The sequence below is a fragment of the Streptomyces sp. CBMA156 genome (assembly GCF_014596515.1).
Taxonomy (GTDB): Bacteria; Actinomycetota; Actinomycetes; order Streptomycetales; family Streptomycetaceae; genus Kitasatospora.
Map to the genome: position 1 here is coordinate 1 of NZ_MSJQ01000375.1, position 12441 is coordinate 12441.

General features: G+C 72.7%; 15 protein-coding genes. 11 read left to right on the plus strand and 4 right to left on the minus strand.

The window, feature by feature from the left end:
• The coding region (locus tag BU198_RS32610) for a glycoside hydrolase family 26 protein (protein ID WP_188300451.1) at positions 1 to 1161 on the minus strand (1161 nt) is incomplete at its 3' end.
• A gap of 368 nt (positions 1162 to 1529) precedes the next feature.
• Here BU198_RS32610 and BU198_RS32615 point away from each other — a divergent pair.
• The 9 genes from BU198_RS32615 (at position 1530) to BU198_RS32655 (ending at position 8730) form a co-directional block, all read left to right on the plus strand.
• Complete coding sequence (locus tag BU198_RS32615; protein WP_188300452.1) at positions 1530 to 2528, plus strand: hypothetical protein; 999 nt, start codon at positions 1530 to 1532, stop codon at positions 2526 to 2528.
• A gap of 221 nt (positions 2529 to 2749) precedes the next feature.
• A complete protein-coding gene (gene abc-f, locus BU198_RS32620) occupies positions 2750 to 4348 on the plus strand; it encodes a ribosomal protection-like ABC-F family protein (protein WP_188300453.1) in 1599 nt (532 codons plus the stop codon).
• Between the two features lie 327 nt (positions 4349 to 4675).
• The gene (locus BU198_RS32625; RefSeq protein ID WP_188300454.1) at positions 4676 to 4909 is read left to right on the plus strand and encodes a helix-turn-helix domain-containing protein; all 234 of its coding nucleotides are present in this window, start codon (positions 4676 to 4678) and stop codon (positions 4907 to 4909) included.
• Positions 4910 to 5192: 283 nt separating this feature from the next.
• On the plus strand, positions 5193 to 5999 hold the full coding sequence (locus tag BU198_RS32630) for an enoyl-CoA hydratase/isomerase family protein (protein ID WP_188300455.1): 807 nt from the start codon (positions 5193 to 5195) through the stop codon (positions 5997 to 5999).
• A gap of 241 nt (positions 6000 to 6240) precedes the next feature.
• Positions 6241 to 6753, plus strand: a complete 513-nt coding sequence (locus tag BU198_RS32635) for an Asp23/Gls24 family envelope stress response protein (RefSeq protein ID WP_411293260.1) — start codon at positions 6241 to 6243, stop codon at positions 6751 to 6753.
• A gap of 81 nt (positions 6754 to 6834) precedes the next feature.
• Positions 6835 to 7026 (plus strand): hypothetical protein, encoded by a 192-nt coding sequence (locus BU198_RS32640; RefSeq protein ID WP_188300456.1) that lies wholly within the window; start codon positions 6835 to 6837, stop codon positions 7024 to 7026.
• Between the two features lie 92 nt (positions 7027 to 7118).
• Positions 7119 to 7409: a hypothetical protein gene (locus tag BU198_RS32645; RefSeq protein WP_317620418.1), complete on the plus strand. Its 291-nt coding sequence runs from the start codon at positions 7119 to 7121 to the stop codon at positions 7407 to 7409.
• Between the two features lie 119 nt (positions 7410 to 7528).
• Positions 7529 to 8092, plus strand: a complete 564-nt coding sequence (locus tag BU198_RS32650) for a DUF6286 domain-containing protein (RefSeq protein WP_188300458.1) — start codon at positions 7529 to 7531, stop codon at positions 8090 to 8092.
• Positions 8089 to 8730, plus strand: coding sequence for an alkaline shock response membrane anchor protein AmaP (locus BU198_RS32655; RefSeq protein WP_188300459.1), 642 nt, complete (start codon positions 8089 to 8091; stop codon positions 8728 to 8730). The genes BU198_RS32650 and BU198_RS32655 overlap by 4 nt, the downstream gene beginning before the upstream one ends.
• An 82-nt stretch (positions 8731 to 8812) precedes the next feature.
• Here BU198_RS32655 and BU198_RS32660 read toward each other — a convergent pair whose 3' ends face one another.
• Positions 8813 to 9574, minus strand: coding sequence for an SDR family oxidoreductase (locus BU198_RS32660; RefSeq protein ID WP_188300460.1), 762 nt, complete (start codon positions 9572 to 9574; stop codon positions 8813 to 8815).
• A 172-nt stretch (positions 9575 to 9746) separates the two neighbouring features.
• Here BU198_RS32660 and BU198_RS32665 point away from each other — a divergent pair, with 172 nt between their 5' ends.
• Positions 9747 to 10154 carry a MerR family transcriptional regulator gene (locus tag BU198_RS32665; RefSeq protein ID WP_188300488.1) on the plus strand — a complete coding sequence of 136 codons (408 nt, stop codon included), beginning with the start codon at positions 9747 to 9749 and terminating at the stop codon, positions 10152 to 10154.
• A 3-nt stretch (positions 10155 to 10157) separates the two neighbouring features.
• Positions 10158 to 10490 (plus strand): thioredoxin, encoded by a 333-nt coding sequence (trxA, locus tag BU198_RS32670; protein WP_223245275.1) that lies wholly within the window; start codon positions 10158 to 10160, stop codon positions 10488 to 10490.
• Here the strand turns inward: trxA and BU198_RS32675 are convergent, their stop codons facing one another.
• Both BU198_RS32675 and BU198_RS32680 read right to left on the minus strand, forming a co-directional pair.
• On the minus strand, positions 10491 to 11288 hold the full coding sequence (locus BU198_RS32675) for an SURF1 family protein (protein ID WP_188300461.1): 798 nt from the start codon (positions 11286 to 11288) through the stop codon (positions 10491 to 10493).
• Positions 11289 to 11319: 31 nt separating this feature from the next.
• On the minus strand, positions 11320 to 12315 hold the full coding sequence (locus BU198_RS32680) for a DEDDh family exonuclease (protein WP_188300462.1): 996 nt from the start codon (positions 12313 to 12315) through the stop codon (positions 11320 to 11322).
• Between the last annotated feature and the right edge of the window lie 126 nt (positions 12316 to 12441).

Consider the following 12441-nt stretch of genomic DNA (forward strand, 5'->3'; position numbering starts at 1 on the left):
GCCGGGCACGGCGGGGGCGGTCGGCACGGCCGGCGTCTCGGGCGTCTCGGGCGGGCCCGGCACCGCGGGTACGCCCGGCGCCACGGGGGCTGCGGGGGCCGTCGGTACGCCGGACGGCTCCGGCGCCCCCTTCGAACCGGACATCAGCTGCTTGAACCTCGCCGCCGAGCGCGGATTGCGGTCGCACTGGAAGAAGCCGTGCGGGCAGTAGTCGGTGACGGTCTGGTAAGCGGTGTCGTGGGTGCGGATCCAGTCGACCATCCGCTGCACGAACTCGGGGTTGTCGCCGTTGCGGAACAGCCCCCACTCCGGGTACGAGACCGGCTTGCCGCGCTTGGCGGCGAACTCCACCTGGTCCTGGAGGCCGTACGGCTCGCGCACGTAGTCGTCGAAGGTGCCCCCGGCGGGCTGGTCGTAGTTGTCCATGCCGATGATGTCGACCACGTCGTCGCCGGGGTAGCACTTGGTCCACGGGACGGCGTCCAGACCCCGGCTGGGGGCGAAGTCGAACCGGAACCGCTGCCCAGGCACCGAGCGCATCACCCCGACGATCCGCCGCCAGTACCCCTTCCACGCGGACGGGTCGGGCTTGCAGCGGTGGGTGTACGTGGTGCCGTTCATCTCCCAGCCGAGAGTGAGCACGGTGTCCGCGCCGCCCAGCGCGACCAACCGGCGCGCGAGCTTGAGGAAGTGCCCGTCGAAGTCCCCGCGCGCCCCCTGGGCGAGCAGCTTGGCGACCTCGCCGTCCGGGACGTCCGCCTCGTTGGGCACCAGCATCGGCACACCGAGCACCAGCAGCCGGGACGGGTCGGCCTGCCGCCACTGCGACCACAGGCCGAGCACCAACGGCTCGCCCTCGACGTCGCTCCAGCCGTTGCCCGCCAGATAGGTGTGGCCGACCTGCATGTTCGCGTCGCCCAGCCACTGTGCGTACCGGCCGATCTGCGGGATGTAGTCGTCCCAGGAACCGACGAAGGCCCCGAACGGGGGCTCGTGCGCTGGTCGCTGGACCAGGGGGCGGGGGGCCGCGCCGCGCGGCTCGACGGCGTCCGAGGAGAGGGTGTGCCGTTCGGTCTGGCTGAACGGCGTCCCGGCAGGAACGCTGGCCGTGGCCATCAGCAACAGGGTGGCGGCGGCCAGCGTCAGGCGGCCGATTCGCATGCTCTCTCCTCCGGACGTCGCGTGAGCGGGGCGCCCCGTCTCGGCGTGGACGGACCGTGGCGCCCCGCTCGCCGACAGTAGGGCCGACGGAGGGCGAAAAAGCCGAATGTCACCCTAAAGTGGGCGCCATTCGAACGCCGTCTGTCGCAACGCCCGGCGACCGGCGGCCATGTATCAGCTCTGTAACGGTCCGGCCGGGCCCGTCCGGCCCGCTCCGGCACGCCCCGCGCAGCGGTCGGAGCCCCGATGGTGCAGGTGGGCGGGCGGGCATGCGGGGAGGGCGCACGGCGCCGGGCGCGCGCTGGGCGGGACGGGCGGGCGGCGGAACCGGGCTGACTCGCGGGCCCGGCGAAAGGTACGCTCCGGCGGTGTCCTGGAAGCCACTGCGTGTACTGACCCCCCGCTCGATCCTGCCTGCCTCGGCGGTGATGCTGGTCCTTGCGGTCGGAGCGGCGGCGCACGCGAACAAGCCGGTGCCGTTCGGCGACCGGGTGGCGGGACCCGGCGACGCGGGGGCGGCGCCGGTGAACTCCGAGTCGCTCAGCTCGGCCGACCTCGACCTGCGGGTGGGCCCCGGCCTGGAGGCCTTCCACAAGCGGACCGGCGAGCAGGCCTGGTCCTACCGCCGCGAGGGCGCCGAGGCGCTCCACCTGGCGATGGCCGGCGACAACGCGATCGTGGTCTGGGACGACGGCCTGGTCACCTCGGTGCGCCCCGGCGACCACGAGGTGCGCTGGCACCGGGCGGTGCCCGGCCTGGCCGACTGGCTGCGCGGCGACGGCGAGCCCGGCGCCGACAAGCGGACCGACGCCCAGCGCACGGCGCTCGCCAAGCAGCGGGCCGCGGCCGCGCTGCACACCGTCCAGCGGGACGGCTCGCCCTGGCTCGCCCTGGTCACGCCGAACCTGACCATGGGCCTGCGCGACGCCGACGGCGACCTGCGCTACAACGACAAGCCGTCCGGCAGCTGCGTCTACGACCCGCTGCGCGCCGTCCACACCGACTACGCCGTGCTCGTCCCGCGCACCTGCACCAACAGCGGTGGGCAGGCCGTCTCCGGCGGCATCACCGGTTACCGGCTGGACAGCAACGGCTGGACGACGAACACCGGCCCGACCGCCACCGTCAAGGTCCTGGACCGCAGCAGGGTGGAGATCACCGACGGCCCGATCGTCCCGCCCAGGGTCTTCGACACCAAGGCGGCCGCGCCCGAGACGGCCTGCGGCAGCGTGGACGCCCCGTTCGCGGCTGTCCGTCCGCAGGGCGGCTGCGCGGACCCGTCGGCGGCCCAGGCCCCGGCGGGAGCCCCCGCCCCGGACGCCACCGACGCCCCCGTGGGGGACCGGCCGGCCGCGCAGCCGCAGTAGCAGGGACGGCCCGGGGAGCGGCGGGCACTCCCTGGCCGGCGACTCCTCGGGGGCCGTGTGGGGCCCGGTAGACTTGCCGCCATGGCTATTTTCTCCGGGCAATAGCGGGCGGCGGCGCCACGAAGGCCGCGCCGACCGTCGATGAAGTCCCCCTCACGTCAACCGGCCCCGGGGCCGTCGCACCCGGCCGCCCGCCCACGTCCCAGGAGTAGTACCCAGCCATGATTTCCGCCAACGCCCTCGAACTGCGTGCCGGTGCCCGAATCCTGATCGAGTCCGCGAGCTTCAAGGTCGCCGCCGGCGACCGGATCGGCCTGGTCGGCCGCAACGGCGCGGGCAAGACCACGCTCACCAAGGTGCTGGCCGGCGAGGGCCTGCCGGCCGCCGGTACCGTCACCCGTTCGGGCGAGGTCGGCTACCTCCCGCAGGACCCGCGCACCGGTGACCTGGACGTCCTCGCCAAGGACCGCATCCTGTCCGCCCGCGGCCTCGACACCGTGCTGAAGAAGATGCGCGAGAACGAGGACCGGATGGCCAACGGCAAGGGCGCCACCCAGGACAACGCGATGAAGAAGTACGCCCGGCTGGAGACCGAGTTCCTCACCAAGGGCGGGTACGCCGCCGAGGCCGAGGCCGCCACCATCGCCGCCGCGCTGGGCCTGCCGGACCGCATCCTCGCCCAGCCGCTGCACACCCTGTCCGGTGGTCAGCGCCGCCGCGTCGAGCTGGCCCGGATCCTCTTCTCGGACTCCGACGTGCTGCTGCTCGACGAGCCCACCAACCACCTGGACGCGGACTCGATCGCCTGGCTGCGGGACTTCCTGAAGACCTACAAGGGCGGCTTCATCGTCATCTCGCACGACGTCGACCTGGTCGAGACGGTCGTCAACAAGGTCTTCTACCTGGACGCCAACCGGTCGGCCATCGACGTCTACAACATGGGCTGGAAGCAGTACCAGCAGCAGCGCGAGGACGACGAGAAGCGCCGCAAGCGCGAGCGGGCCAACGCCGAGAAGAAGGCCGCGACCCTCAACGCCCAGGCCGACAAGATGCGCGCCAAGGCGACCAAGACGGTGGCCGCGCAGAACATGGCCCGCCGTGCCGAGAAGCTGCTGTCCGGGCTGGAGCAGGTGCGCCAGAACGACCGGGTCGCCAAGCTGCGCTTCCCGGACCCGGCTCCCTGCGGCAAGACCCCGCTGACCGCGGCCGACCTCTCCAAGTCCTACGGCTCGCTGGAGATCTTCACGGGCGTGGACCTGGCGATCGACCGCGGTTCGCGGGTCGTCGTCCTCGGCCTGAACGGCGCCGGCAAGACCACCCTGCTGCGGATGCTCGCCGGGGTGGAGCAGTCGGACACCGGCGAGGTGATTCCGGGCCACGGCCTGAAGATCGGCTACTACGCCCAGGAGCACGAGACCCTGGACCCGGACCGCAGCGTGCTGGAGAACATGCGCTCGGCCGCCCCGGACACCGACCTGGTGCAGATCCGCAAGATCCTCGGCTCCTTCCTGTTCTCCGGCGACGACGTCGACAAGCCGGCCGGGGTGCTCTCCGGCGGCGAGAAGACCCGTCTGGCGCTGGCCACCCTGGTGGTCTCCTCCGCCAACGTGCTGCTGCTCGACGAGCCCACCAACAACCTCGACCCGGCCAGCCGTGAGGAGATCCTGGGCGCGCTGCGCGAGTTCGCCGGGGCGGTCGTCCTGGTCACCCACGACGAGGGCGCGGTCGACGCGCTCCAGCCGGAGCGGATCATCCTGCTGCCGGACGGGGTGGAGGACCTCTGGAGCCCGGCCTACGCCGATCTGGTCTCCCTCGCCTGACCCGAAGTAGACGCGACATCCGCTTTTCGGATGAGAATATCTAGTCCTTTCGGCGTGTCCGGGAATGAAGTAGACCTGGATTCCGTTTAAGGACTTCCCGTCGGCCCGCCACTCGATCGTGGTCGGGCCGACGCTGCTGATCAGCTCTTTCTCGGCGAATGGCGACTTCCACCTGGGGGCGCGCACTCTGTGTGAGCGCCCCGATGCGCTCGGATCACCACCGGCGGACCACGCATTTCCGACATCGACCTTGTCGAATGGGTGGCCAGGACGCGGTGGATGGGTGATCATGGGAATCTGACCGAGCAACGCTACGAGGAGGCACGGGTGGCCGAGACTCTGAAAAAGGGCAGCCGGGTGACCGGTGCCGCGCGTGAGAAGCTCGCGGCCGATCTCAAGAAGAAGTACGACTCCGGGGCGAGCATTCGCGCTCTCGCGGAGGAGACCGGTCGTTCGTACGGCTTCGTGCACCGGATGTTGAGCGAATCCGGAGTCATTCTCCGGGGTCGTGGCGGTGCCACGCGGGGCAAGAGCAAGGCGACTGCCGGGGCAGGTTCCTGACGGTTCGTCAGCCATAGGCTGGATGACGCGGCGGCAGGGCGCCGACCGAGGAGACGTCAGCTGAGCGTCGGCTGGGCGTCCGCCCTCGGGTCGTGTGGACCGGCCGCCGATCGTCATGTCCGGGGTGTCGCCCGTCCCCCGTTTCTTTTCTCCGTTCGTTTTCCTTTCGCTCATCGTCGGTCTTCGCGGCCCCGTCGATCTTTCCGGGGTCGGGGCCCTGCCCTGGCGCGCCCAGGTTTGTTACTCTCCGGTAGCCAAGTCCCTCGCCACCGGAGGTCCCCGCATGACCGCCCCCGCCACCGACCCGCAGGCCCCGAGCTGGGAGCGGGACGGCGTCCGCCTGGAGATCGAAGGCGAACTCGCCGTTGTCACCCTGTGTCAGCCCAAGCGGCGCAACGCCCAGTCGCCCGCGCTCTGGCGCGCCCTCGCCGACGCCGGCCGCGAGCTGCCCGGCAGCGTCCGGGTGGTGCTGCTGCGCGCGGAGGGGGTCTCCTTCTCGGCCGGGCTGGACCGGGCCATGTTCACCCCCGAGGGCATCCCGGGTGAGCCCACCTTCCTCCGGCTGGCCGCCTCCACCGACGCGGAGCTGGACGACGCCATCGCCTCGTACCAGGAGGCCTTCACCTGGTGGCGCCGTCCGGACCTGATCTCCATCGCGGCGGTCCAGGGCCACGCCGTCGGCGCGGGCTTCCAGCTCGCCCTCGGCTGCGACCTGCGGGTGGTCGCCGAGGACGCCCGGTTCGCGATGAAGGAGACCTCGCTGGGCCTCGTGCCGGACCTGGCGGGCACCAAGCCGCTCACCGAACTCGTCGGCTACGCGCGAGCACTGGAGATCTGCGCGACCGGACGCTGGGTGGGTGCCGAGGAGGCCGCCGCGATCGGGCTGGCCAACCTGGCGGTGCCGGGGGAGGAGCTGGAGGCGGCTGCCCGCGATCTCGCGGCGGCCCTGCTGGCCGCTCCGCGCGGAGCGGTGATCGAGACCAAGGCCCTGCTGCAGGGGGCCGCCGGGCGCTCCTTCGACGAGCAGCGTTCGGCCGAACGGGCGGCGCAGGCCCGTCGGCTGCGGGAGCTCGCCGGCATCGGTGACTGACCGCCGTACGGCACCGACGCAGGGCCCGCCCCCGGGGGATCTCCCGGGGGCGGGCCCTTTCGGTGTTTCCGGGGGCGCCGGCGGCGTTCCGGCCGGGGTTGCGGGGTCGTACGGCCGCGGGGTCCGCGTACGGCCGGACGGGCGTCGGGTTGGCGCCGCTCGGCGGGCGGGGGACGCGGCGGAATGCCAGAGTTGGGGAGGTTTGCGATATAGCTGGAGCCGTACGACGGGAGATGTGCCCATGCCTGACACTCCGACGCCCGCGACCATGCACAAGCACGCCGGCAGCGGTCCGCCCCCCGGTTCGCCGCCCGGCGCCGGGGGCGGCGCCAAGCCGGTGGAGGAACGCGGCCGTACGGCGCTGGCCGTCGGCGTGGTGGAGAAGATCGCCGGGATGGCGGCCCGCGAGGTCACCGGCATCCATGCGCTCGGCTCCGGGCTCGCCCGTACCTTCGGCGCGATGCGGGACCGGGTGCCCGGCGGCAAGCCCAGCGTCGGACGGGGTATCAAGGCCGAGGTCGGCGAGAAGCAGACCGCGATCGACATCGCCCTGGTGGTCGAGTACGGCGTGGTCATTCCCGAACTGGCCCGGCAGGTCAGGGAGAACATCATCAATGCGGTCGAACGGATGACCGGCCTGGAAGTCGTCGAGGTCAACATCGCGGTCAACGACGTCCACCTGCCGGACGAACCGGAGTACGAGGAGGAAGAGGAACCGGTCGCGACGTCAGGTCAGCGGCCGAAGCTCAAGTAGCGGCGCGATGGTGAGGCCCGTGGCGGTGGCGGCGGGCCGGGGTCCGGCTGGACGAGGTAGCGGGAGACGAGGGAGTAGCGGATGAACCTGGCCATCGTCGGCCTGGTGGTGGGCATGGCCCTCGGCTTCGCCGGGTACTTCGGCGGGTTCGCGGCCTTCCTGTTGGTGGCCGTGCTCGGACTGGTCGGCTTCGTGGTCGGGCGCCTGCTGGAGGGCGACATCGAGCTGGGCGACCTCGGGGAGCTGCTCCGCGGCCGCGACCGGCGCCGCTGATGGCGGGGCCCGTGTCGGTTCCGGCTTCGGCTTCCGGTCCGGTCGCCGGTCCGGCTTCGGGTTCCGTGCCCGGGCGCCGGGGGCGGCTTCGGGTGGCTGATCGGGTGTATGCCCGGATCGCGGCTCGGGCCGTCCGGGAGGTGCTGGCCGAGGCCTGGCCCGCCGGGCGGGCGAAGGGGGCGCCGCCGCATGTCTCGGTGACCGTGCCGGGGAGCACGGTGACGGTCAGGGTCACGGTGGAGCTGCCGTTTCCGTCGGACATCGCGGCACTGGCCGGGGCGGTGCGGGGGCGGATCGCCGAGCGGGTGGTGGGGCTGACCGGGACCAGGGTGTCGGAAGTGGTGGTCGTGGTCGAGAAGTTGGTGACAGGGGGCGCGTCGTGAGTACGGAGGCTTCCGGGGCGGAGGGGGCGGACCAGGGGGCTGATCCTGGGGCTGGTCCGGGGGTTCGGCCGGGGAAGGTGCGGCGGCTGCGGGCGCCTCGTACGGCCGCGGCCGCGCTGGTGGCGACGGCGGTGCTGGTGGTGTCGGGCGCTCTGCTGTACGACGTGGTCGCGGTGCGGGTGGGGCAGCCGGCGCGGAGGTGGCGGGCGCAGATCGCGGATGAGCTGGCGACGCGGCACCTCGACGACCTGTGGGTGCTGGTGGGGGCCGGGGCGGCGACCCTGCTCGGTGGGTGGCTGCTGTGGCTGGCCGTCGCTCCCGGACTGCGGCGGTGGCTCGTACTGCGGCCGTACGGGGGGACGACGGCGGCCATCGACCGGGCCGGTGTCGGGCACCTGCTGACGGACCGGGCAGCAGGTCTGGACGGGATCGACCGGCTGCGGATCCGGGTCGGGCGGCGGCGGATCCGGATCTCGTTGGCCGGGGCGGCGGAGCCGGCGTTGGTGCAGCGGCAGCTGCGGGACGAGCTGGGGAGGGTGGGGCTGGGGCGGCCGATGCGGTTGGACGTGCGGGCGGCGCGGGGGACGGCGGGTGTGGTGGGGGAGGACGAGGGGGTCGTCCCCGGGCCCGGGGACGGCGGCGCCGGGGCGGCCGGTGGCGAGGGGTCGGGGGCGGCCGGGTGAGGCGGACGGTCGTCAATCGGGTGCTGCTGGGGGCGGTGGGGGTGGTGCTGCTCGGTGTCGGGGTGCTGGTGCTGGCGGGTGGGCTCGACCTGTACCGGAGGCTGGGTGTCCAGCCGCCGGGGTGGTGGCCGCTCACCGCGCCGGACCAGCCGGTGGTGAGCGCGCGGTCGAGGGGGCGCTGGGTGGCGTCGGCGTGGTGGTGGCCGACGGTGATCGGCGGGCTGGCCGTGCTCGTGGCGGGGATGGCGTGGTGGCTGGTGGCGCAGCTGAGGCGCAGTGGGCTGTCGAGCATCGCGGTGCCGACGCCGGGGGTGAGCGGGCTTCGGCTGCGGGTCGGTGCGCGGGCGCTGGAGGAGGCGCTGGAGAGTGGGACGGCGGTGCTGCCGGAGGTCGAGCGGGCCGGAGTGCGGTTGGTGCGGGCGCCCGGCCATCCACGCTTGCGCGGTGCCGTGCGGCTGAAGCCGGGCGGGGACCCGGCAGCGCTGGTGGAGCACTTCGAGGATGGGCCTCGGGCGGACGCCCTCGGGAGCCTGCGGCTGGCGGAGCTGCCGGCCGAGCTGCGGATCCGGGTCTTGCAGGCGGCCTCCGCCGAGCCGCGGCGGGGTCGGCGGGGGCGCAGGCAGCCGCGGGTGGAGTGAGCGGCACGGATTGGTCGGAGGTGATTGGTCGATGGTGATTAGTCAGGATTGGAATAGTCGAGGGTGATGTAAGGGGCGGAGATCAGAGGGAGCGGAGAGCGCCGCCGTCGACCGGGACCATGATGCCGGTCAGGTAGGACGCCGCAGGGGAGAGCAGGAAGGCGGCGACCTTGCCGAACTCCTCGGGGGAGCCGTATCGGCGGAGCGGGATGGCGGCGCTGGCCGCGGCGCGGGCGGCATCCGGGTCGGCGGCGAGACCGTCGAGTTCGCGGACCCGATCGGTGTCGATCCGGGCCGGGAGCAGGCCGAGCACCCGGATGCCGCGGGGGCCGAGCTCGTCGGCGAGGGACTTGGCGGCCATGGCGAGGCCAGGGCGCAGACCGTTGGAGATGGCCAGGCCGGGGATCGGTTGGCGGACCGAGCTGGAGAGCACGAAGGCGATCACACCGCCGTCGGGGAGTGCGGCTGCGGTGGCGCGGGCGAGGCGTAGGGCGCCGAGGAAGACGGACTCGAACGCGTCGCGCCAGGCGTCCTCGGGGGTGGTCTCTACGGAGCCGGCCTTGGGGCCGCCGACGCTGATCAGGATGCCGTCGAGGCGGCCGAACTGCCGGCGCGCCTCGGCGATGAGGCGCTCCGGGGTGTCGGGAGCGGCGTTGTCGGCGACGAGGCCCCGGGCGGTGCCGAGAGTTTCGAGTTCGGCGACGGCGGTGTCGACGGCTTGCCGGGTTCGGCCGCTGATGAGCACACGGGCGCCGTCGGCGGCGAGTTCGCGGGCGCCGGCGAGGCCGAGGCCTCGGGTGGCGCCGGTGACGATGTAGGCCTTGTCCTTCAGTCCGAGATCCATGGGGACATAGTGCCTGCTGGGAGTTGCTGGTGGGGTGGGCTTTGCCCTGCGTGCCTGCGTGCCTGCGTGCCTGCGTGGCTGCGCGTCTGTGCGCCTGCGGGGTTGAGGCTGGCGTTGACGTTGAGGGGAAGGTTTACGGTCGTTGTCGGAAGTGCGGGAGGAGTGGTTCGGCATGCGGATCGGGGAGTTGGCGGAGCGGGCGGGGACGACCACGCGGGCGTTGCGGTACTACGAGCAGTTGGGACTGTTGCCGGCCCGGCGGGCGGGCAACGGGTACCGGGCGTACGACGAGGGGGATCTGCGGTTGCTGCGGGAGATCCGGATGCTGCAGGACTTCGGGTTCGGGCTGGAGGAGACCAGGCCGTTCGTGGAGTGCCTGCGGGCGGGGCACCCGGAGGGGGACTCGTGCCCGGCCTCTCTGGAGGTGTACCGGCGGAAGTTGGGGGAGCTGGACGAGTGCATCGCCCGGCTCCAGGACGTGCGGACTCAGGTGGCGGGGCAGTTCGAGCGGGCGGTGAAGGCCCGGGACGAGTTGGCCGCCGTCGAGGAACCGCCTCTGTGTGAACTGGTGAAGGAGTAGACGATGGTGCAGATCACGGGTGTGCCGGCGGTGACGGACGAGACGTTCGCCACCGAGGTGCTGGCGGCCGAAGGACCGGTGCTGGTCGACTTCACGGCGGACTGGTGCCCGCCGTGCCGGATGATGGCGCCGGTGCTGGCGGACATCGCACGGGAGGAGGCGCACCGGCTGCGGGTGGTGAGTGTGGACGTGGACCACAACCCGCGGACGCAGGCGGCGTACGCGGTGCTGTCGATGCCGACGCTGATGGTGTTCCGGGACGGGCAGCCGGTGCGGTCGGTGGTGGGCGCGCGGGCGAAGGCGCGGTTGCTGCGGGAGCTCGAGGACGTGCTCTAGCTAGGCGGGGACGGCGTCGAGCGGGACCTCGGCTTCGGCGGCCTGCTTGGCGCGGTCCTTGGCCTCGCGGCGGGCGAGGACCCAGACGCCGACCGGGATCATCGCGGTGAACAGCCACCACTGGATGGCGTAGGCCATGTGCGGGCCGATGTCGGAGTGGTTGGGCTCGGGGATCAGCTGGGGCTGGTCGGCCGGGGCCGGGGTGGTGCCGTCGAGTTCGAGGTAGCCGCCGAGGAGGGCGGCGCCGGTCCGCTTGGCCTGCTCGTCGGTGTTGATCAGGTTGAACTGGCGGTCGGGCAGCCCGGTGCGGTCCTTGATGCCGCTGTCGCCGTAGGTCTCCTCGGCGCGCAGGCGGCCGGCGAGGGAGACCTCGCCGGTGGGGGCGGCCGGGACGGGCGGGTACTCGACGGCCCCGTTGCCGGAGGCGACCCAGCCGCGGTTGACCAGGACGGTGCCCTTGCCGTCGGCGAGCAGGAACGGGGTCACGACGAAGTAGCCGATGCTCCCGTTGGAGTCGGTCCGCTTGCGGACCACGAACTCGTGTGCCGGGTCGTACTGTCCGTTGGCGGTCACCGCGCGCCAGGTGAGGTCCTTGGGGACCGCGAAGCCGGGGGTCGCCGACAGGGTGTCGAAGGGGACCGGCGCGGCCGTGAGGGCCTGGCCGATCAGCTCGTTCCTGGCCACCCGCGCCTCGTGGCGGTGCAGCTGCCAGAAGCCCAGCTTGATCGTCGCGGGGATCAGCAGCAGCGCGATCAGCATGGTGATCAGCCACTGTCGGGTCAGCAGAAAACGGTACACATGGGAACGGTACGCCGACCTCACAACGGGCTCACGCACCGGGGTGCGGGGCGACCTCGCGCAACAACTGGAGGAAGGCGTCCTCGCCGACCACCGGGGTGCCGACGTCGCGGGCCTTGCGGGCCTTGCCGCTCCAGCTGTCCGGCTCGTTGGTGACGAGCAGGCTGGTGAGGCGGCTCACCGAGGTGGCGACGTGCAGGCCGGCCTCGACCGCGCGGTCCTCCAGGACCTCGCGGTCGGTGGCGGTGTCGCCGGTGATGGCCACCCGCATGCCCTGGACCAGTGGCTTGCCGTCCTCCCAGCGCCCCGGGTTGGGGTACGGGCAGGGCAGGCGCTTCTTGCTCTGGCGGTACGTGGCACCGGTCCAGGTGCTGCGACCGGGGGTGGCGGGCTCCTCCTCGCCGAGGTCGGTGACCGCGACGCAGTTCTGGAGCGGCAGCGGCACGCCGCCGTCGCGGGCGAGGTGCAGGCTGGGGCGGAAGGCCTCGGCGAGCACCCGGGCGTCGTCCAGGGCGTTGTGGGCGTGGCGCTGCTGGACGCCGAAGTGGGCGGCGAGCGAGGCCAGCTTGCCGTTGGGCAGCGGCAGCCGCAGGTCGCGGGAGAGGACCATGGTGCACAGCCGCTGCTCGACCGGGGCGTGCAGGCCGGCCCGGGAGAACTCGCGGGAGATCATGTTCCAGTCGAAGAGCGCGTTGTGTGCGACCAGGACCCGGCCGCGCAGCCGGTCGGCGAACTCGTCGGCGACCTGCGCGAAGGTCGGGGCGGCCGAGAGCAGCTCGGCGGTGAGGCCGTGGATCCAGACCGGGCCCGGGTCCCGCCCGGGGTTGACCAGGGTGTACCAGTGGTCGATGACGTCGCCGTCCGGGTCCAGCCGGTAGACGCCCGCCGAGATGACGCGGTCGGAGCGGCCGAGACCGGTGGTCTCGACGTCGACGACCGCGAAGCCCCCGGTGGGGGCGGCGGAGCGCTGGGCGGGGACCGGGGCGGTCCGCGGCACTCCGTACGTCTCGGGCTGGATCGGTTGCATGGTCCAACAGGATAAGGGGCGGGAGGGGACGCTCCGGTCGGAGTGTTCCGACCGACCGGCCGGAATAGAGTGGTCGACGGGGGTGTCGTACACCTGGTCGAGATCGTTTTCAGCTAAGGAACAGCG